The organism is Tamlana flava, from assembly GCF_041287255.1.
Lineage (GTDB): Bacteria > Bacteroidota > Bacteroidia > Flavobacteriales > Flavobacteriaceae > Tamlana > Tamlana flava.
In genome coordinates this window covers 505,535-526,753 of the sequence record NZ_JBGGTX010000003.1, presented here as the reverse complement: position 1 = coordinate 526,753, position 21,219 = coordinate 505,535, and the positions used below count along the sequence as shown (strand labels likewise).

Sequence of the window (21,219 nt, the reverse complement as noted above, 5' to 3'; positions counted from 1 at the left end):
TTCAAGGCACTTCACTTTCCGATTACCAATTAGTTTATTAGTTGTAAATAATTTTATATCTAACGTTTCGCCCTCATTACCTATAACCAGTATTCGCTGTTGTATTTCATCATTTTTTTTCATAGCTGAAATTCTCAGGAAAGGTTACTGAAGCTTTCCACCAGGCAGCTGTTTCATCTTCTTTTGCATGTGCAAAATTGGGTTGCTCCCAGATGAATGCTTTTTCCATTTGCTTACCTAAAACCAACAACCTTTTACCGTTTTCAACCTGTTTGTTGCTCCAATCGTTCAAGGCATATTCCAAAGTTTTATGCTCATGTAAACACTCTATAAGATCTTTTACATTATTATAGCCTTTAAATACCCCTGAACCGGTAAAGGGCTGGACTACAATGCCAGCATCGCCAATAAGGCACATGTTGTCCTTATAATAATGATCCAGGTCAAGGGTGTATATTACTTGTATGTAGCTATCTTTTGTTTTATTGACGATATTTGCATAATGTAAGGGTGTATTTTGAGAAAGAAAGTCTTTAAGTTTAGTTTCTACCCGTTTACTGATTGCTCCTGGAGGCATCGTTCCCTCTTTTAGCTCACCTGCTTTATCTGTCATCACTTCTTTAAGTTCATCCTCATTTAAGGCAATATAAGCAGCCCAATTGTAAATACGTTCACCTTCTTTTACTGAACCATTTAAGTTGGGAATGAAATAAACCACATTATGGCCCGGTTTACCAGGGTAGGATAACCGGAGTACTTCATCTTTTAAAGGACTCTTTTCTCCCAATTCCGATTCATGAAGCAGCCCTCTCCAAAGTACATAGCCCCTATACTTCAATTGCTTGTTAGGAAACAAAATGCTCCTGCCCAGAGAATGATAACCATCGGCAAACAGCACCAAATCAAATTCACTTTTGGCACCTTCTGCTGTAGTCAAGGTTACCTTCCCATTCAGTTCTTTTTCGGCATTAACTATTCTGACTCCAGAATTGTAACGGTTATCAGGAACATGACTGCGCAGTTGTTTCCAAAGTTCATTCCAGTGAAATACTTCCAGACTCATTGGCATAGCCCAAGCCACTTTGCCATAGGGTTCTGCTGAAGCAAGCTTTCCCACAAAAGGCATTTTGTTGATAAGGAGCGAAGCAAAATTCTTCTTGATTAATCCCTCGTCTTTCAATTGTTTTATCAAGGCGGGTAAAGTTCCAATACCACCGCCCCGACCAACTAAAGCTTTTCGGGAGCGCTCAAAAACAGTCACCTCATGTCCATCTCTTAACAAAAGAAATGCTGCCGAGCAGCCTGCAATCGATCCTCCAACGATACCTATTTCCATGCTGTAATTTATTTTAAAAGACCGCCAACTAGTTATACATAGATAAAAATAGTCATTATCCCAAAAATTTTAAGGCGTAATAGGGATTTGCATTCCAAATTTGATTTAAGAAGTTGCAACAACGCCCAAAGTGTATAATTGTTCCATGGTTGGTGTTTCACTACCTCCTGCGGGTTCTAAAGTAATACCAAAGGCTTCACTTTCGTTGGGGTTGTTAATTTCGAAAATTTTATTGTTGTCAGTAATAAAACTATCAATAGTTCCTAAACTGGTGGGTGTAAGTGGACTTAATTTTAAAGACCATACTTGGTAAACTTTACCTTCAGGAGGTTCAGGTAAGCCTTGGGCATCTAAAAAGATACGTTGCTCGTTTTTATCCCAATATACTTTGGCATATGTGTTTGCAAAATTACCTTGTCCGGCCAATGGTACTTGGGTAATGTTATCATCACGTAAAACCGCTATCAAGGTATTGGCTTCCTTTAAACTGTTTTTAGAAAGTTCAATTTGGGTTTCCAAGAACGATTGTTGCGTTTCAGCTACCTTAATATTAGATTGTAACTGATTGTTTTGGTTGATGGTCCAAAATAAACCAACGCCCAAAATTATAGATGCCGCCCATCCTGTATAGGTTACCCAATTGTATTTTGGTTTTATAAAAGGAACAACTTTAGGGTCATTTTCATTTAAACCTAATTTATTTTTTATGTTTTGGAAAGAAGCGGTAGATTTAGGAGCTACCGAAGCCGATAGCTTCATTATGGCAGATTCAATCAAAGAAACTTCTTGTTGTATTTCAGGATACTGCTGCATCAGATTGTACACTTCCTTGTTTTCATTTTCAGAAAGTGCACCAGCCACGTATAGCTCTAAAATTCCAGATTCTATGTATGCCTTAATATCCATGCTAATTTAATACCAAACTTCTCAGTTCTTTTATACAGTTTCTATTGCGTGTTTTTATTGTGCCAATAGGCATATCAAGTGCCTCGGAAGCTTCGGTTTGGGTGTAGCCCTTAAAATACAAGAGTTCAATAACCTCTTTGCATTTTTCAGCCAGTTTACCCACAAATTTTGAAATGCCAATAGCGTCGGTTTTGTTATTTAGGCTATCGCCAGATTCAATAATATCTACGAAAAAATCGGAATCGAGGTTTTGTCTTGATTTTTTAAATGACTTAGAGCGTGTTTTGTCAATTGCAGCATTTCTGGCAATATTTAAAATCCATGTAAAAAAACGTCCTTTAGAGCTTGAATAAGTGTCTGATTTGTGCCAGGCTTTTATAAAAACATCTTGCATTATCTCCTCGGCAATATCACTATTTCTAACAATATTAAATATGACACCATGCATGCTTTTACTGTACATATTGTAAAGCGTTTCAAAAGCCTTCTCATCTTTGTTTTTAAATTGCTCTACAAGTATTTCTATGTCCATTAAAACCATTAATTTGTCCAATTTACTAATTATTACATGAAAAACGAATGTAATATTTAGCAATTAGTAAAAATCCAATTTAATTCTTGTTAGTTGTTGAGCTGACTGAAGTAAATTCTCAAACTTTCAATATCCAATCCAACTTGTTTTTGAAGTTCCTCAACACTGCCATGCTCAATAAACTCATCAGGAATTCCTAAAGTTTTTATGGTATTTTGGTAATTATTTTGTGAGGCAAATTCTAAAACTGCACTACCAAACCCACCTTTTACAGCATTGTCTTCAACAGTAACAACAGTGGTATATTTTTTAAATATTTGATGAAGCAAAGTTTCGTCCAAAGGTTTTGCAAAACGCATATCGTAATGTGAAATAGTTGAGTTTTCAATGGCTTCGGTTACGTTCTTAGCAATACTTCCAATACTTAAAACAGCCAAATTTTTGCCTTTTTTTAGTCGAATGCCTTTCCCGATTTCAATTTTGGAAAAAAGTCGTTTCCAATCTAATGTAACGCCTCTTCCACGCGGATAGCGAATGGCAATAGGTTCCCCCAAGCCCAATTGGGCGGTGTACATGATGTTGCGCAGTTCCACCTCGTTTCTGGGTGCAAAAATAATGAGGTTGGGAATGCACCGTAAATAACTTAAATCGAACACACCATGGTGTGTGGCTCCATCTTGGCCAACCAAACCTGCTCTGTCCAAACAAAAAATAACGGGCAGTTTTTGCAATGCTACGTCGTGTATTATTTGATCGTAGGCGCGTTGCAAAAATGTGGAATAAATGTTGCAAAACGGGATAAGGCCTTGGGTAGCCATTCCTGCGGCCAATGTTATGGCATGCTGTTCGGCAATGCCAACATCAAAGGCTCGTTCGGGCATTTCGTCCATCATATACTTTAATGAGCTTCCGGTTGGCATGGCCGGTGTAATGCCCATAATATTTTTGTTCTGTTTTGCTAATTCTACAATGGTATATCCAAAAACATCTTGATATTTTGGAGGCTGCCTCAAGGCAGATTTAGCAAATATTTCACCTGTTTTAGCATCAAACTTTCCCGGGGCATGATATTTTACTTGGTCGGTTTCGGCCTGTTTTAAACCTTTACCTTTTGTGGTGATAACATGTAAAAATTTGGGGCCTTTTATGTTTTTTAACCTTTTTAATTCGGTAATTATGGCATCTAAATCATGGCCATCGATAGGTCCTGAATAATCAAAGTTCAGTGCTTTAATAATGTTGTTTCGCTTTTGGGTACCTTTTTTAACGTTGGTTAAATATTGTTTCAATGCTCCAACACTTGGGTCTATGCCAATGGCATTATCGTTTAAAACAACCAGGAGATTGGCATCGGTAACCCCAGCATGGTTTAAGCCTTCAAAAGCCATGCCTCCGGCAATACTTGCATCTCCAATTACGGCAATATGTTGTTTTTCAAAATCGCCTTTTAACTTAGAAGCAATGGCCATACCCAAAGCGGCTGAAATGGAAGTAGAAGCGTGCCCAACACCAAAAGCATCAAATTCGCTTTCGCTTCGTTTTGGAAAACCGCTAATGCCACCCAATTGCCGATTGGTATGGAATTGGTCTTTTCGTCCTGTTAGAATTTTATGGCCGTATGCTTGGTGGCCAACATCCCAGATAAGTTGGTCGTTTGGCGTGTTAAACACATAATGCAGGGCAATGGTTAGTTCCACAACGCCCAAACTGGCGCCCAAATGCCCTTCTTTTGTGGCTACAATATTGATGATGAATTCACGTAATTCTCGGGCAAATTGCGGTAAGTCTTTTTGGTTTAAAAGACGAAGTTCTTCAGGTGAATTTATCTTGTTTAAAATTGAATTTTGCACAGAGCAAAAGTACGGGAATGAATTCGTATTTTTGCTATTATGATAGAACCTTTTGATGATACCTATTTTATGAAAAAAGCACTTCAGGAAGCTGAACTAGCTTTTGAAAAAGGTGAAATTCCCGTTGGTGCTGTTGTAGTGATTGATAATAGAATTATTGCGCGTGGCCATAATTTAACAGAGACCCTTAATGATGTTACGGCGCATGCAGAAATGCAAGCCATCACGGCAGCAGCTAATTTTTTGGGTGGAAAATATCTTCAAAACTGCACCCTTTTTGTCACATTAGAGCCTTGCCAAATGTGTGCTGGTGCATTGTATTGGAGCCAGATTTCTAATATTGTTTATGGTGCTAGGGATTCAGAACGGGGTTGCATTAATCTGGGCACAAAACTGCATCCGAAAACAAAAATTAAAGGTGGTATTTTGGAAGAAGAAACTTCTACACTTTTAAAGCGTTTTTTTATTGAAAAACGCAATTTGAATTGACATTTTTCACCCTGAACTCGTTTTAGGGTCTTATAAATTCTTTCCTCAAAATAACCTTTCGACTGCCATCAAGGTGACACTAGGATTAATACTTTTTTTCGCGTTGGTTTTCACGCATCTTATCCAAGTTTTCCTTGGTGATCATATAATCCTTGGCGCTTTTGCCTTTCCAACGGTGATAGGAAAATAAAGGGAATACAACAAAAAACAATCCAGCTACGCCAAAACCAATAAGTTTTTCCGAATAATCAACGTCTAAACTAAAACCTAAAATTATACTTGTTATTGCCGTAATGGTTAATATGGAAATAAGGTATTTCATCTGTTTCTAAAATGGCTATTTCGTGAATTTTATGAGCTGTCGCCTATACGCTGTAAGCAACTTGGATTTTGAAATATAGCCATAATATTTACCATGCTTTATTACAGGTAAATTCCATGCACCGGTAGTTTTAAATATTTCCATAATATCGTTCATGGAATCTTCAGTATAATCAATAATTCCCGCATCGGCATGCATCAAATCGGCCACACTTACTTTATCGTATAAATCGGATTTAAACATCATATGCCTGATGTCATCAAGCCTAATAACACCTAAAAACTCATTGTCATCATTCACAACAGGAAAATGGTTTCTTGAAGATTTTGCAACGGCTTCATTTAAAATATAACCCAGTTTCATGTCTGGTTTTAGAATGATGAAATTGGTTTCTATAACCTTATCTATGTTCAAAACCATAAGGGCATTTTGGTCTTTATCATGGGTCATAAGTTCACCACGTTCTGCCAATTTCATCGTATAAATGGAATGGGACACATAATATTTGGTCATGGCGAAGGATATTGCCGCAACAATCATTAAGGGAACAAAAAGCTGATGCCCGCTCGTAATTTCGGCAATTAAGAATATGGCGGTTAGAGGGGCGTGAAGTACCCCAGCCATCAGGCCAGTCATACCCAAAAGTGTAAAATTGGCTTCTGGAACTGAAAAGTTCAAACCGATATTATTCACAATTTTGGCAAAGGCATTGCCCAAAACACTGCCCATAATTAACGTCGGTATAAAAATACCGCCAACGCCCCCTGCACCAAAAGTTGTGGTCATGGCAATAGCCTTAAAAACAGCTATACCAAGCAATAAACCAATAACAATCCAGATGTTTGTTAAGTCTAGATTGAAGGGTGTTTTGCCTATTGCGGCAAGATGGTCGCCTTTTAACAGGTTGTTCATAAGGTTGTAACCCTCACCGTAAAGTGGCGGGATGAAATAAAGCATTGTTCCGATGGCCAAACCACCTATTAACAGACGTTTGGCACGACTTTCAAATTGTTTGAAAAAATTAGTAATAGCAAAAAATACTTTTGAAAAATATACAGAAGCCACAGCAGTAACAACACCTAGGAGTATGTACAGCGGAATTTCATTAAAGTTAAAATTATCGTCTAGGTTAACGTGAAGTAACACATCTGTACCAAGAAATAAATAGGATGTAATTACAGCAGATACTGATGCCAACAATAAAGGCACCAATGACGTAAAGGCGATATCCAAACTAAAAATTTCTACAGCGAATACAATGGCGGCAATAGGTGCCTTAAACATAGATGCCATAGCGCCGGCAGAAGCACAGCCAATTAATAGCAAACGTACCTTTGTGTTCATGTGAAATAGTTGGGCTGTGTTAGATCCCAATGCAGAACCAACACTTACAGCGGGACCTTGTAATCCCACGGAACCACCAAAACCAGCGGTGAGTGGCGCTGTTATTAGTGCCGCATAAATATTATATCGGGGTAGAATTCCGTTAAGTTTTGATAGGCCATATAGTGTCGTCGAAATTCCATGGCCAATATGTTTTTTTAACCAGGTTTGCTTTATGATATAGACCAAAAGCAACCCAATAATTGGAAAAACAAAATATAAAGTATTTTGATAATTTTTAAACAGATTTAACTCTAATAATGAGCGAATAAAATGGGTTAAGTTTTTCAGGACCACTGTTCCCATGCCGGCCAAAACGCCGACGAGGACACTCAAGATATAAATGAATTGACGCTCTGAAAGGTGTTTATATTTCCAGATTAAAAATTTGCGCAACAGATTCTTGGAGTTGAAAGGCATGTGATAAAAATACTAAATAGTTGCTTCTAAAATAGCGTTTAATTTCAGGAATTAACCTGAAGTGTAATTAATTGACGACGGTAGGATGTCAATAATTTAGATTTTGAGATAAAACCATGGTAAATTCCATTTTTGGTAACTGGTAAATTCCACGCACCGCTGTCTTGAAACTTGCGCATGATATCAGTCATTTTATCCGTGTCCAAATCTATAATGGCAGGTGGTTTTTGCATCACTTCTGTGGCGTCTATTTTATGGTACAAAGATTGGTCAAACATAATAGGGCGCAAATCGTCCAACAGAATAATACCTGCTAATTTTTTGGTGTCCTTTTTTACTACAGGAAAAATGTTTCGCTTTGAGCGTATAACGGCCTTTTGAACAATTTCTTCCAAGTTCATTTCTGGAGTAATGGAAATAAAATTGGTTTCGATAACCTTGTCAATATCCATCAAAGTTAAAACGGCGTGGTCTTTATCATGGGTTATAAGCTCACCTTTTCTTCCCAATTCCATGCTGTAAACCGAGTGGTGTTTATAGTATTTTGTGATGGAAAATGAAATGGTAGCCGTGAGCATTAATGGAATGAAAAGTTCGTATCCACCAGTAAGTTCTGCAATGAGGAAAATAGCTGTTAATGGAGCGTGCAAAACGCCTGCCAACAGTCCTGCCATGCCTACAAGTGTGAAATTGCTTTCGGAAATAGGAGAGCTAAACAAGCCACAGTTGTTGATAATCTTAGACAAGCAATTGCCCATAATACTTCCCATGAAAAGCACAGGAGCAAAAATACCACCAACACCTCCGGCGCCAAAGGTTAGGCAACTGGCAATTATTTTAAAAAACATGAGTCCTGCAAGCAGTAAAATCACCATCCAGACGTTGTTTAAATCCAAATGGAACAGATTATTTTTCAGTGCAACTTCTGGATTGCCAACAATCAAATTATTTATTACATCAAAACCTTCACCATAGAGCGGAGGTACAAAAAACACCAAAATACCTATACCAATCCCACCAATAATCAACTTTTTTATTGGGGATTTAATTTTATCAAAAAAGGAGTGAATTCTATCATAAACTTCAGTAAAGTATATGGAAACAAATGCCGCAATAACACCCAGCAAAATATAAAAAGGGGCATCGTTAATGTAGAATTTATCTTCTATCCTAAAAGGTAGTATAATGTCATCTCCAAAAAAGAAATAAGAAGTCAATATAGCAGATAATGAGGCAAATAGTAATGGAAGGAGTGAGGCGACAGTCAAATCCAAACTAAAAACCTCAATTGCAAAAATCAGTGCTGCAATAGGTGCTTTAAAAATGGAACTCATAGCTCCAGCCGCGGCACAACCGATAAGCAGGTTGCGGTTAGTTTGGTTCATATGAAACATTCTGGAAATATTGGATCCCAATGCTGCTCCGGTAGCAACAGTGGGACCTTCCAGCCCTACTGAACCCCCAAACCCAACAGTAATAGGCGCCGTTAGAATAGAACCGTACATTTGGAATCGTTTCATAATGCCTTTTCGTTTGGAAATGGCGTATAGCGTTGAAGGAATACCATGACTGACTTTTTGTTTTATCACATATTTCATGATGAGATAAACTATGGTAAGTCCTAAAATTGGGAATAAAAAGTAAAAGGCATGGTGGTAATAGGTTATGAGTTTATTTTCCAATAAATGTTGAATAAAGTGTGTGAGGTTTTTTAATACCACAGCACCGATACCCGAGGTAAAACCTATTACAATGCTGAGTATATAAACGAATTGCCTGTTGGAAATGTGCTTAGCCCGCCAAATCAGGAATTTTTTTAAAAGTGGTCTCCAATTCATATTTAAATAACAAGCCTTACGCCGCCTAGCTCCTCAACTTTATAGCTGAATTTGTCTCCGGGCGAACCGATAAACATAAAGTTAATTGGGATTCTCCATTTTTCCGACAGGGTTCTTATCAGTTCAGGATTAAACTCACCTTCCTGAATTATGAGCTCCAATTTAATTTCGGGGTATTCCCGATCTAAAAAATCCACCTCGGTTTCTAGGTTTTTTGGCACTTCTTTCCCTTTCTCAAGAATATGGACAATCTTTATTTTTTTGGTATGCTCATTCTTTTTTACGTAAAGCATAACCTTATTTAAAGCCGCAATGTTGTCTCCTTTAGTAAAGTAAACAAATTCTTGGTCGTTAATTTCATTAATTAGTGAAATGACTTTTCTATCGAAGTTTAAAACAAGTTTTCGGAGAGGGTCAAATATATAATGAATAAACCGCAATAAAAGTTTTAGAACAGCGGTACGGTTTAGCATAAAAATAATAAAGAGCAAGAACGGAATAAAGTAATCCAAAAATACCGTTAAGTTACTGGGTTGCCCATCTTTGGGTTCCATGGTAATGTTGCCCAATAAGGCAATTATAACCCCTGTAATTGCAATAAAAACAGATATCCATCGGGCTCGTTCAGGCCGTGGCAAAGTGCCTCGTTTTACTTTAAGTAAAATATTGCCTATGCCAAAAAGCGCCATAACCGATAGGAAAGAAATGGTATAAACCCCTGCTAATAGGGTCACTTCTCCTTGGGTTATGAGCAGTGCCGAAACCGATAGAATAAAAAACATGATTATGATGCGGTAAGAACTTCCTCTTTTATTCTTTATCAAAAAGAATTGTGGCATAATTCTATCTAATGTCATGCGTTCTAAAAGTCCAGAAACACCAACAAAGCTCGTTAATACAGCACCGCTAAGTACCAAAAATGCATCAATTGATATGAGGATGGCAACCCAATTTCCACCAACATATGATGCCATTTCAATCAAAAGGGTGTTTTGGTAGGCATCACTTTGTAAAACAGGAAGAGCAAACAAAGCCAAGGCAAACACAGCCATTAATGGGTTTATAACACTTACGATGGCCCACATGTTTCTCAATGTTTTGGGGAATACACCTCGTTGTTGTTCTTCAACAAAGTTTGCCGAACTCTCAAAACCGGAAACACCAAGCATAGATGCCGAAAACCCTAAAAATATTGCAATCATGATTCCGCCTTCTTTGGTGGGTAAATTCCAATTGCTGAAAAAAATGTCAACACCATTATTTAGCAAAGTGAAAATTATAAAACCAGTTAAAATCAATAGAGACGTTAAATGAAATAAAAATATGCCAATGGCTACTCTTGCAGACTCGGTTATTCCAGCAATGGTCAATATAGCAAAAACGCTTAAAAGACAAATAGTTGCTATAATAATTGGCATGATTGGAAAAAGGTGGTGAAGATAATGGATGGCTTCGTTTGCAGAAATAACAGCTGTTGCCATGTAAGATAAAATAGTAAGCGTTGCCGCAAATGACGCCATGAATTTGCTTGTCGTGTTGAGCAATGCATTATAAGCCCCTCCATTAAGTGGTAATGCACCAACTACTTCACCATAAATTCTTCTAAATAAAAACAACACCCCAGAAACAATGAGTAGTGTTATCCAGGCGTATTGACCTGCGTATGCTATGGCCAATGCAGATACGTAAAGAACGGATGAGCTAATATCGTTACCGCAAATAGCCGTGGATTCTAGTTCATTTAGTTTTTTATGAATTTTAGTTTCCAAGTCATTACAGTTTTTAAGTAGGTTAGATTTTAGTTTGATCTGATAATAAAATCCACCAAGATGCTGAGAACGTAAATAAATTGTAGTTCGGAAAGGTGTTTGTACTTCCAAATTAAAAACTTCCGCAATGGACTTTTAAAACTCATTTATTGTTTTGATGATTTTAGAATATCGGTACCCAAATAAGTATCGTCGCTATTTTTATACCATGCCCTTATTTTTGGCATTTTTATACTATTAACCAATTCTTCATCAGATAGCAAAATATATTCACCATCATTTTTGGATTCATCGTGAAAAAACTGGTACACTTCCATGGCGTAATTATCCTTATTGAAATAAAAATACCAAGTATCATTGCCAATTTCTTTTTTATATGAAGCTTTCAATACCCAATAGTTTTTCCCTCTAAACGATTTGCTTTCAATCTTTTCTTGAATAATCGTGCCAGGGTCATTTAATTTCATGGGCAAGCCATATAGGTAGGTATAATAGTTTTGAAGGAGTTTTGCACGAGATTTGCTTAAACGATTTTCTTCCAAAGTTTTATTTGAAAGCTTGCTCTCCTCATTAAAAATGATTGAGACACTATCCTTTTCAATGATGTACCGAGTAACTTTATCTTCAACAGTTGATTTAATTGAAAAGTATTGTTTGGGTAAGTTTATAATGATGTGGCTATCTCTGTTCTGTTTTTCAGGAATTTCCATGGTAATGAACAACTCTCCGTTAAAAGTTTTCCATTTCCCAATGGGGTCGTGATATTGTATAGCTTTTTTTAATAATTGAGTTCCTGTAAGCTCTTGACTAAATAATAGAGGGGCATACAGAATAAATATTAAAAGAAGATTTTTTTTCATTAACTAAAAGTACTAAAAAATCCCGCCAATGCGGGACTTAAAGCTCTATGGTTTTAAGTTGAGTTTTAAACTTAACTCCTCCAATTGTTCATCATCTATTGGTGCTGGTGCATCAATCATTACATCACGACCTGCATTGTTTTTTGGGAATGCAATAAAATCACGAATGGTTTCTTGTCCACCTAAAATAGCTACCAATCGGTCTAACCCAAAAGCCAATCCTCCGTGGGGTGGTGCGCCATATTGAAAAGCGTCCATTAAAAACCCAAATTGAGCTTTAGCTTCTTCGGGTGTGAACCCTAAATAATCGAACATTAAAGATTGTGTTTCCTTATCGTGGATTCTTATGGAACCACCGCCAATTTCGTTTCCGTTCAATACCAAATCGTATGCATTGGCCTTTACAGCACTTGGGGCGGTTTTTAATAATTCCAATTGCCCTGGTTTAGGCGAGGTGAATGGGTGGTGCATGGCGTGATAGCGCTCAGTTTCCTCATCCCATTCCAAAAGCGGGAAATCCATAACCCATAATGGAGCGAATTCGTCAGACTTGCGTAAGCCTAAACGCTCTGCCAGTTCCATCCTTAAGGAACTAAGTTGCGTACGTACTTTATTGGTGTCACCTGAAAGAATGCAGATTAAATCACCAGCTTTTGCCCCTGTTATATCTGCCCATTTGGCCAAATCGGCTTCATCATAAAACTTATCAACGGACGATTTATATGAACCATCTTCATTGCAGCGACAATAAACCATGCCCAATGCCCCAATTTGAGGACGTTTAACCCAATCAATTAATTTATCTATATCTTTTCTGGTATATGCATTGCCGCCAGGAACGGCAATACCAACTACCAATTCAGCTGAATTAAAAACGGCAAAATCCTTATGTTGTGCCACTTCATTTAGTTCGCCAAACTGCATGCCAAAACGAATGTCGGGCTTATCGTTTCCGTATAATCTCATGGCATCGTCATAAAGCATTCTTGGGAATTTCTCAATGTCAAAACCATTGATTTCTTTCAACAAATGGCGCGTTAAACCTTCAAAGGCATTTAAAATATCTTCTTGTTCGATAAAGGACATTTCGCAGTCTATCTGTGTGAATTCCGGTTGTCTGTCGGCACGTAAATCTTCGTCCCTAAAACACTTAACAATTTGGAAATATTTGTCCATGCCACCAACCATCAAAAGCTGTTTAAAGGTTTGTGGCGATTGCGGAAGGGCATAAAATTGACCTTCGTTCATTCTGGATGGCACCACAAAATCACGCGCACCTTCAGGAGTGGATTTAATTAAATAAGGCGTTTCAACTTCAATAAACCCTTCTTTTGAAAGATAATTTCTAACCTCTTGGGTTACCTTATGCCTAAAAATTAAACTATTTTTTACAGGGTTGCGGCGAATATCCAAATAACGATATTTCATTCGGATATCTTCACCACCGTCTGTTTTGTCCTCAATGGTGAATGGTGGCAATTTAGCTTCGTTCAAAATATTCAATTCTGAAACTAATATTTCAATATCTCCTGTTGGGATATTTGGATTTTTGGAAGCACGCTCGATAACCATTCCTGTTACTTGAATAACATATTCGCGGCCTAAGTTTTGGGCTTGTTCAATTAAACTTTTACAAGTACGCTCTTCATCAAAAACTAATTGTGTAATACCGTAACGGTCGCGTAAATCTACCCAAACAATAAAACCTTTATCTCTTGATTTTTGAACCCAACCTGCTAAAGTAACTTTTGTTTTTATATGTGACGCTCTTAATTCGCCGCAATTATGACTTCGGTACATAATAAAATTTTGATGTGCAAATTTAAGGATTTACAATTGAGATTAAATTTTTTACTGTCTTTTTTTACTGGTGTTTTGTGTGTAACTTCTTTTGAGGATTCTTTAAAAATCTTAGTGTTTAAAACTACGAGATTTGCAGTTTTATAGTTAAAAAATCGATGATTTTAGATAAAATGCTAATTTATATGCATATATTGTAATACTAACTCTAAATATTTGTATTATGATTAAACATTTAACAGTAAAGGTTATTATGCTTTTGATGTTTTTTGGAACATCAAATTTTGTTTTGGCGCAAGAGGTATCCGGAACAGTAAAAGATGACAATTCGGAGCCCTTACCAGGTGTTACCGTTGTGCTTAAAGGGACAACCCAAGGAACTACTACTGATTTTGATGGTAATTATTCTATTGAAGCAAACAATGGTGATGTTTTGATTTTCTCGTACGTTGGATTTGATACACAGTCCATTACCGTATCGGGAAGCACATTGAATGTTACCTTACAGTCTGGGGTTGCCCTAGAAACTGTTGTACTTGTTGGATCTAGAAATCCAAGTAGAACGGCCGTTGACACACCCGTGCCGGTCGATGTAATTGATATGGCAGAACTTACTACTGCAGGACCTCAAGTATCAGTTACACAAATTTTGAACTACGTGGCTCCCTCGTTTGCATCAAACACTCAAACGGTAGCTGATGGAACAGATCATATCGATCCAGCACAACTAAGAGGTTTAGGACCCGATCAGGTATTAGTTTTAGTTAATGGCAAAAGAAGGCATACATCATCCCTAGTTAATGTAAATGGAACCCCTGGCCGTGGTTCCGTTGGTACAGATTTAAACGCCATCCCTGCAGCCTCCATAAAAAGAATTGAGGTGTTAAGAGATGGTGCTGCTGCACAATATGGTTCTGATGCTATTGCTGGTGTTATAAATATTGTTCTTAAAGATAATGTAAATGAACTAACGGCCGTTGTGACTTCTGGTGCCAATTTCTCTCAAAATGCAAATGACCATGATGGTGGAGTGGATGGAGAAAAATACCAAATTGATTTAAATTATGGTATTCCCTTAGGGAATAGCGGAGGTTTTGTAAATCTAACAGGCTCTTTGACTTCACGTGAACGAACTTCAAGAGCAAGGCCATACAGCGGTAGAATTTTCAGTGAATATAATGCTATTGAATGGCAGGCTTACTCCGATGGTTTTAATTTGTCCGAATTGCGAAATGATTTGGATGCCATAAAAACTTATGCTGCCCAGGTACCATATTTTGATGCGGCTCTGCAAGCTCAAATTGCTGGAGCGAATAGTATTGAAGAATTATCTGGATATAATATTGCTACAGGAACACAATCTGATGGTATTCTAAAAGGTGTTGGCGATTTCACTGATCAAGAACTTTTAGAAAGAGGCCAAACTAGGAGTGATTATAATATGAGCGTTGGACAATCTGGATTAGACCAAGGGCAGTTTATGGGGAATCTTGAAATTCCTTTCGGTGATGAAGAAAATGACGCAAAGATTTATGCCTTTGGAGGATTATCTTATAGGCACGGTGATGCTTCTGGGTTTTACAGAGCGCCCGGAACAGGCTCGGGAAGAGGAAATACTTTGGCTTATGTTAATGGATTTCTACCAAATATTGAATCGGATATTATCGATAAATCTTTGGGTTTTGGAATTAGTGGAAAAATTAATGATTGGCATGTCGATTTGTCACACACTTGGGGTCAAAACACCTTTGCTTATATTATAACTAATACAACTAACTTCTACTTGCAAGCAGCCTCACCAACAGAATTTGATGCAGGTTTAAATGGATTTCAACAAAGTACCGTGAATTTAGATGCTTCCAAATTTTACGAAGATATAATGTCTGGGCTGAATGTGGCGTTTGGTGCAGAATACAGGGTTGAAAATTTCTTTATTGAGGCAGGAGAAGAATCATCTTATGAAAGATATGATATTAATGGAGATGTTGCAAATGGAGTGGCAATCATTAATGACCCATCTTTAAAAGTTACTGATTTTTATGGGGATCAGGCTGCAGAAGGAGCACAAGTTTTTAAAGGGTTTACCCCTGAAAATGCAGTGGATGCTAAAAGAAATAGCATGGCATTATACTTAGATCTTGAGGCTGATGTAACCGAAGAATTTCTATTAAGTATTGCTGGTAGATTTGAGGATTTTAGCGATTTTGGAAGCACATTGAATGGCAAATTGGCCTTGCGGTACAAATTGGGTGAAAACACAAATTTAAGAGGTGCAATAAGCACAGGCTTTAGAGCTCCTTCTTTACATCAGCAATTTTATAGTAAATCGAATACCTTATTCAATGATCAGGGGATATCGCAAGAAGTTGGAACATTCACAAATAATTCCAGAGCGGCTAAATTGTTTGGTATTCCTAAATTAAAAGAAGAGACTTCCTTTAATGCTAGTGTAGGATTTACATCAAAAATACCTAGTGCTAACTTAACCTTCACAGTAGATGGATTCTTTATTGGTATAGATGACAGAATTACTTATACCGGAAATTTCTCAAACCCTAATGATGGTAGTGCCTTAAGTGATGTTTTTGATAACCTTGATATCGGCGCAGCTGCCTTTTTTGCAAATGCCATAGACACTGAAACTAAAGGAGTAGATGTGGTGATAACACACAAAGCTAGTCTGGGTAAAGGAAAACTAACAAATAATTTAGCTGGAACATTTGCTAAAACAACTAAAGTAGGGCCTACAAAGGGCAGTGAAATTTTGTCAAATGCTGGTTTATTAAATACTTATTTTGATGAGAGCTCTAGAGTGTATTTAGAGTTGGCTGTGCCAAGAGTAAAAGCTAACTTAACGAATAATTTGGAATTAGATAACTGGACTTTCTTTTTAAGAAATGCCTTTTTTGGAAGTGTTGAAGATACTGGTAATTTAACCGGTGGAGGTCATCCCGAAATTGGATCTGTAGTTGTTACTGACTTAACAGTTGGTTATAGCTTTAGTGATGCTTTGAAATTTACTCTAGGGGCAAACAATTTATTTGATATCTACCCAGATGAATTGCCCGCTAGTTTAACATCAAGCAACCAATTTGTATACTCAAGACGCGTATCTCAATTTGGTAACAATGGCCGTTTCTTGTTCGCCAGATTGAGTTTTAAATTAAAGTAAGAGAAAAAAAATGACTGATTAATAATCAGTTATTAAAATAAACCAATAGGTTGCAACGGTAATATTTTATGCCATTGCAACCTATTTTTGTTTGGAATATGATGTCATAAATAATGGCATATAAAGGGCAAGTTTCACTTGCAAAAAATTAGATTTCGTTTCAAAGCATCTATCAAATGCAATATCCGAGTATGAAGTAACCATAACTTTTTCAATAGATAGGCAAATTCATTTCAAAATAATACTGTAAAAGCTTAATTTTTAAGAATTTCGCAATTGATATTAAATGCAACATAAATAACAAGTGTTTTTTTTACACTTATAAAAAAATATCGTATATTTGCGGCCGATTACAAGTTACTACGGTTTAACGATCATATAATTTGTAATTTGGAAAAGGGTTTGAACAAAATGTTTTAGTTTTGCTAACCTTTCAATTTTCAGCTATTTTAAAGCTGGGAAGTATATAAGTTAAAATAGACTAATCGTAACTAAAAAAATGAACAAAAAAGTAGATCAACAAGCAGCAGATAATATCAGAGCATTAGCTGTGGCCATGGTAGAGAAAGCAAATTCGGGGCATCCTGGAGGCCCGATGGGCGGTGCAGATTTTATGCATATTTTATATTCTGAGTTCTTTAATTATGATCCATCAGATATGGAGTGGCCATTTAGAGACCGCTTTTTTATGGATGCGGGCCATTTATCAACCTTAATGTATGCGCAGTATTACTTGTTGGGGAATTACAAAAAAGATGACGTTGCAAACTTTAGGCAATGGGGTTCTATTACGCCAGGCCATCCAGAAGTTGATGTAAAACGCGGTGTTGAAAATACTTCAGGGCCATTGGGACAAGGCCACACCATGGGTATTGGTGCAGCCATTGCTGCTAAATTTTTACAAGCTAGGTTTGGAGATTGGATGAACCATAAAATTTATGGTTTCATTTCTGATGGGGGTGTTCAAGAGGAAATTTCACAAGGTGCAGGTAGAATTGCTGGGCATTTAGGTTTGAGTAATTTTATTATGTTCTTCGATTCTAACGATATTCAATTATCAACTTCTACAGATGAAGTAACTACGGAAGATACCGCCATGAAATACAAAGCATGGGGATGGAACGTAGTGACCATTGATGGGCATAATCACGATGAAATTAGAAAAGCATTGACCGATGCCAACAATGAAACTGAAAAACCAACTTTGATTATTGGTAAAACTATAATGGGTAAAGGCGCGGTTGCTGCTGATGGTAGTATGTTTGAAGGGCATTGCGAATTGCACGGACAGCCAATTGGACATACTGGTGCTGATTACGCAAAAACATTGGAAAACTTAGGCGCAAATCCCGAGAGTCCTTTTGATATTTTTGATGATGTTCAAGCATTTTACACAGACTTATTAAAGAAAAAGGAAGCAAAAGCAGCTGAGAAAAAGGCTGAAATAGCAGCTTGGAGATCTGCGAATAAAGCACTTTCAGATAAATTAGATTTCTTCCTTTCAGGAAAATTACCAAATTTAGATTTTGGTTCTATCGAGCATAAGGCAGGTTTGGCATCTAGAGCCGCATCTTCTGGGGTTTTGGCCTATTTGGCTGAAAACGTAGAAAACATGATTGTTTCTTCTGCAGATTTATCCAATAGTGATAAAACAGATGGATTCTTGAAGAAAACCCATTCACTTCAAAAGGGTGATTTTAGTGGTTCATTCTTGCAAGCTGGTGTTGCCGAGTTAACTATGGCAGCTATAGCAAACGGGTTGGCTTTACATGGTGGTGTTATTCCTGTGGTGGCTACGTTCTTTGTGTTTTCAGATTATATGAAACCAGCCATTCGTTTAAGTGCCATTCAAGAATTGCCTGTTAAATTTGTATGGACGCACGATGCTTTCCGCGTTGGGGAAGACGGGCCAACACATCAACCTATTGAGCAAGAAGCCCAAATTCGTTTGTTGGAGAAATTAAAAAACCACAGTGGCAAACAGAGTTTCTTGGCATTACGTCCAGCAGATTCGGCCGAAACTAGTGTTGCTTGGAAAATGGCTTTAGAAAACAGTAATACACCTTCCGGTTTAATTCTTTCCAGACAGAACATTAAAGATATTCCTGCAAAAGGTTCTAGATATAACGAAGCATTGGCTGCTGAAAAAGGAGGCTATTTAGTTAAGGAAGTTAAAAACCCGGATGTGGTTCTTATTGCAAACGGATCTGAAGTTTCAACTTTGGTAGCAGCTGCTGAAATTTTGGAAGCTGAAAACGGATTGAAAGTTAGTATCGCTTCAGTAATTTCTGAAGGTTTGTTCAGACTTCAACCTAAAAATTATCAAGACGGCGTTATTCCTAAAAATAAGCCATTATTTGGTTTAACCGCTGGATTGCCAGTAAACTTAGAAGGTTTGGTTGGCGATAATGGAAAAGTATTTGGCTTAGACCATTTTGGTTATTCGGCTCCTGCAAGCGTATTGGACGAGAAATTCGGATTTACGGGTGAAAAAGTAAGCAAAGAAGTATTAGCATATTTAAAAACACAACAAAACTAAGATATTATGAAATTTTTTATTGACACGGCCAACCTAAACGAGATTGCAGAAGCACAGGCTTTAGGCGTATTAGATGGTGTTACAACCAACCCATCATTAATGGCGAAAGAAGGGATCACTGGTGCTGAAAACATTTTGGCACACTACAAGAAAATTTGCGAAATTGTAGATGGAGACGTTAGCGCTGAGGTAATTGCAACAGATTTTGAGGGTATGGTAAAGGAAGGTACAGAATTGGCTGCCCTTCACCCACAAATTGTGGTTAAATTGCCATTGATTGCAGACGGTATTAAAGCATGTAAATATTTTACAGATAAAGGTATTAGAACCAATGTAACTTTGGTATTCTCTCCTGGTCAAGCTTTATTGGCGGCCAAAGCGGGTGCAACTTATGTTTCTCCATTTTTGGGAAGATTGGATGATATCTGTACAGATGGTCTAAACCTTATTGCAGAAATCAGACAGATTTATGACAACTATGGTTACCAAACACAGATTTTAGCGGCTTCTATCCGTCACACTATGCACGTTATAGATTGTGCAAAAATTGGTAGTGATGTTATGACTGGGCCATTATCATCAATTACAGGATTGTTGAAACATCCTTTAACGGATATTGGTTTAGCTAAGTTTTTGGAAGACTACAAAAAAGGGAATAAATAAAACCTTTTGGTATAAAAGCAAAAAAAAAGCTTCTCAGAAATTGAGAAGCTTTTTTTGTTATTAGCTATTACTGAAAACTGTATTTTTTATTCTTGGCCTGTTCCTTTATGGCTTTAATCATGGCATTTTCAAGTCCATTATTGTTTTCTTTTTGTTGTTTTAAAACATACTCTTTGCGCTTGGCGTTTAATTCATTTATTTGCTTTTGAATAGCTTCGCGTTCTTTACTTTTTTCGGCAACGTAATTTTTAATTTCCTCTTTTGTTTTGCCCTTTAATTCTGATGGAAGTGCTTCTTCCTTGATGTCTTCAATAACCACTTCTTCCAGTGCTACGGCATCAACTAAATCCCAAGTTGTGTTTTTATAAAGGTGTGAACTTTTGCTCACCGTTCTCTTTACGGCATTGGCTTTACTGTAAGTACCAGCGTTCATATCTTGTTCTGCTTGCATTTCCATTTTCTCCCTTCCTTTTTGACCATAGGCCACATAGGTTTTATTTAATTTTTTGTTTAAAATCAAGATTTCATCGTCATAAGGTGATGCGATATGAACAGTCGCACGATTTTGGTTTATGGCCATATAGTCGCCATTTGTCAATCGTGCTCCGTCCCTCCAATATGTTGAAACACCTTGGTTGTAGTCACCACAAAAAATGGTATTGATGGTGACATCTTTTTCATTTGCGTTTGTAGAGGCATCTTTATAGTTTGTTTTTCCTTGGGTGAAAGGTTCGTTTCCTGCAATGAAAATAAGTTTTAAATCATCAGGATTTTTGCCCCAGTCCAATTGGTTTAATGATGTTTGAATAACCTGTCCGCAGTATTCCTCACCCCCATTGGTTGTCAGTGAAAATAACTCTTTAGAGATGTCATCCAAATCATCGCTAAATGCTAAAACTTGTCTGATGTAACCTTCACGACTACTCAAATTATCATTTCCGTATTCATATAAAGCTATTTGTAAATTTGGTTTTTGGTTTCCACATTTGGCGTAGGACAGTTCGTTTACAATGTCCCAAAGCTGTGCCTTGGCTTGGTCTATTAAACCATCCATGCTGTTGCTTGTATCTAATAAAAGGGCAACCTTAATGCACTGTTTGCTGGGTTCTGGATGCAGGGTTGCTATTTCATTTTGGGTAATGTCTTGTGTTTTGTTATTGGCATTGCAGGACATAAATCCAATTAAGGCGGTGCACAACAATAGGGTTTTAATTTGTGTTTTCATGATTTTCACGTTTTTTAAATTGATGTAAACTTTGTGTGTTGTTACTATTTAAGTATTGACATCATAAAACTAAAATCAACTTAGTTCTTAAAAAAAGCGTAATGAGTGAAACAAC

The 21,219-nt window shown here is 37.2% G+C and carries 15 protein-coding genes; 4 read left to right on the top strand and 11 right to left on the bottom strand.

Annotation, left to right across the window (positions count from 1 at the left end):
• Positions 1 to 109: 109 nt before the first annotated feature.
• The 4 genes from ACB104_RS11425 to dxs all read right to left on the bottom strand — a co-directional run bounded on the left by ACB104_RS11425 (position 110) and on the right by dxs (position 4,624).
• The gene (locus ACB104_RS11425) at positions 110 to 1,336 is read right to left on the bottom strand and encodes an FAD binding domain-containing protein (protein ID WP_370478828.1); all 1,227 of its coding nucleotides are present in this window, start codon (positions 1,334 to 1,336) and stop codon (positions 110 to 112) included.
• 105 nt (positions 1,337 to 1,441) lie between these two features.
• Positions 1,442 to 2,242: an anti-sigma factor gene (locus tag ACB104_RS11420; RefSeq protein WP_370478827.1), complete on the bottom strand. Its 801-nt coding sequence runs from the start codon at positions 2,240 to 2,242 to the stop codon at positions 1,442 to 1,444.
• Position 2,243: 1 nt separating this feature from the next.
• Positions 2,244 to 2,774: an RNA polymerase sigma factor gene (locus tag ACB104_RS11415; RefSeq protein ID WP_370478825.1), complete on the bottom strand. Its 531-nt coding sequence runs from the start codon at positions 2,772 to 2,774 to the stop codon at positions 2,244 to 2,246.
• An 89-nt stretch (positions 2,775 to 2,863) separates the two neighbouring features.
• Positions 2,864 to 4,624, bottom strand: coding sequence for a 1-deoxy-D-xylulose-5-phosphate synthase (gene dxs / locus ACB104_RS11410; protein WP_370478823.1), 1,761 nt, complete (start codon positions 4,622 to 4,624; stop codon positions 2,864 to 2,866).
• A gap of 39 nt (positions 4,625 to 4,663) precedes the next feature.
• Here dxs and ACB104_RS11405 point away from each other — a divergent pair, with 39 nt between their 5' ends.
• A complete protein-coding gene (locus tag ACB104_RS11405) occupies positions 4,664 to 5,113 on the top strand; it encodes a nucleoside deaminase (protein ID WP_370478821.1) in 450 nt (149 codons plus the stop codon).
• Positions 5,114 to 5,198: 85 nt separating this feature from the next.
• Here the strand turns inward: ACB104_RS11405 and ACB104_RS11400 are convergent, their stop codons facing one another.
• The 6 genes from ACB104_RS11400 to aspS form a co-directional block, all read right to left on the bottom strand.
• The gene (locus ACB104_RS11400) at positions 5,199 to 5,435 is read right to left on the bottom strand and encodes a hypothetical protein (protein WP_370478820.1); all 237 of its coding nucleotides are present in this window, start codon (positions 5,433 to 5,435) and stop codon (positions 5,199 to 5,201) included.
• A gap of 15 nt (positions 5,436 to 5,450) precedes the next feature.
• Positions 5,451 to 7,238 carry a chloride channel protein gene (locus tag ACB104_RS11395; RefSeq protein ID WP_370478818.1) on the bottom strand — a complete coding sequence of 596 codons (1,788 nt, stop codon included), beginning with the start codon at positions 7,236 to 7,238 and terminating at the stop codon, positions 5,451 to 5,453.
• 44 nt (positions 7,239 to 7,282) lie between these two features.
• Positions 7,283 to 9,076 (bottom strand): chloride channel protein, encoded by a 1,794-nt coding sequence (locus ACB104_RS11390; RefSeq protein WP_370478817.1) that lies wholly within the window; start codon positions 9,074 to 9,076, stop codon positions 7,283 to 7,285.
• Between the two features lie 2 nt (positions 9,077 to 9,078).
• A complete protein-coding gene (locus ACB104_RS11385) occupies positions 9,079 to 10,845 on the bottom strand; it encodes an APC family permease (RefSeq protein WP_370478815.1) in 1,767 nt (588 codons plus the stop codon).
• 146 nt (positions 10,846 to 10,991) lie between these two features.
• Positions 10,992 to 11,705, bottom strand: a complete 714-nt coding sequence (locus ACB104_RS11380; RefSeq protein WP_370478813.1) for a DUF6503 family protein — start codon at positions 11,703 to 11,705, stop codon at positions 10,992 to 10,994.
• Between the two features lie 45 nt (positions 11,706 to 11,750).
• On the bottom strand, positions 11,751 to 13,505 hold the full coding sequence (gene aspS, locus ACB104_RS11375; protein ID WP_370478812.1) for an aspartate--tRNA ligase: 1,755 nt from the start codon (positions 13,503 to 13,505) through the stop codon (positions 11,751 to 11,753).
• Positions 13,506 to 13,728: 223 nt separating this feature from the next.
• On the opposite strand from aspS, the gene ACB104_RS11370 reads away from it, so the two are divergent.
• From ACB104_RS11370 to fsa, 3 genes are all read left to right on the top strand, one after another.
• Positions 13,729 to 16,677: a TonB-dependent receptor gene (locus tag ACB104_RS11370; RefSeq protein WP_370478810.1), complete on the top strand. Its 2,949-nt coding sequence runs from the start codon at positions 13,729 to 13,731 to the stop codon at positions 16,675 to 16,677.
• 499 nt (positions 16,678 to 17,176) lie between these two features.
• Positions 17,177 to 19,216, top strand: coding sequence for a transketolase family protein (locus ACB104_RS11365; RefSeq protein ID WP_370478809.1), 2,040 nt, complete (start codon positions 17,177 to 17,179; stop codon positions 19,214 to 19,216).
• 6 nt (positions 19,217 to 19,222) lie between these two features.
• The gene (fsa, locus tag ACB104_RS11360; protein WP_370478807.1) at positions 19,223 to 19,879 is read left to right on the top strand and encodes a fructose-6-phosphate aldolase; all 657 of its coding nucleotides are present in this window, start codon (positions 19,223 to 19,225) and stop codon (positions 19,877 to 19,879) included.
• A gap of 67 nt (positions 19,880 to 19,946) precedes the next feature.
• Here fsa and ACB104_RS11355 read toward each other — a convergent pair whose 3' ends face one another.
• Entirely contained in the window at positions 19,947 to 21,104 is a 1,158-nt protein-coding gene (locus tag ACB104_RS11355; protein ID WP_370478805.1) for a VWA domain-containing protein, read from the bottom strand.
• Between the last annotated feature and the right edge of the window lie 115 nt (positions 21,105 to 21,219).

What these genes read in the sequence shown, in the direction of transcription:
- ACB104_RS11405 (WP_370478821.1), top strand. Translation starts at nt 4,664, where the DNA reads ATGATAGAACCTTTTGATGATACCTATTTTATGAAAAAAGCACTTCAG.
- ACB104_RS11415 (WP_370478825.1), bottom strand. Translation starts at nt 2,774, where the DNA reads ATGGACATAGAAATACTTGTAGAGCAATTTAAAAACAAAGATGAGAAG.
- ACB104_RS11425 (WP_370478828.1), bottom strand. Translation starts at nt 1,336, where the DNA reads ATGGAAATAGGTATCGTTGGAGGATCGATTGCAGGCTGCTCGGCAGCA.
- aspS (WP_370478812.1), bottom strand. Translation starts at nt 13,505, where the DNA reads ATGTACCGAAGTCATAATTGCGGCGAATTAAGAGCGTCACATATAAAA.
- ACB104_RS11420 (WP_370478827.1), bottom strand. Translation starts at nt 2,242, where the DNA reads ATGGATATTAAGGCATACATAGAATCTGGAATTTTAGAGCTATACGTG.
- ACB104_RS11365 (WP_370478809.1), top strand. Translation starts at nt 17,177, where the DNA reads ATGAACAAAAAAGTAGATCAACAAGCAGCAGATAATATCAGAGCATTA.
- ACB104_RS11370 (WP_370478810.1), top strand. Translation starts at nt 13,729, where the DNA reads ATGATTAAACATTTAACAGTAAAGGTTATTATGCTTTTGATGTTTTTT.
- ACB104_RS11390 (WP_370478817.1), bottom strand. Translation starts at nt 9,076, where the DNA reads ATGAATTGGAGACCACTTTTAAAAAAATTCCTGATTTGGCGGGCTAAG.
- ACB104_RS11395 (WP_370478818.1), bottom strand. Translation starts at nt 7,238, where the DNA reads ATGCCTTTCAACTCCAAGAATCTGTTGCGCAAATTTTTAATCTGGAAA.
- ACB104_RS11355 (WP_370478805.1), bottom strand. Translation starts at nt 21,104, where the DNA reads ATGAAAACACAAATTAAAACCCTATTGTTGTGCACCGCCTTAATTGGA.
- ACB104_RS11400 (WP_370478820.1), bottom strand. Translation starts at nt 5,435, where the DNA reads ATGAAATACCTTATTTCCATATTAACCATTACGGCAATAACAAGTATA.
- ACB104_RS11380 (WP_370478813.1), bottom strand. Translation starts at nt 11,705, where the DNA reads ATGAAAAAAAATCTTCTTTTAATATTTATTCTGTATGCCCCTCTATTA.
- fsa (WP_370478807.1), top strand. Translation starts at nt 19,223, where the DNA reads ATGAAATTTTTTATTGACACGGCCAACCTAAACGAGATTGCAGAAGCA.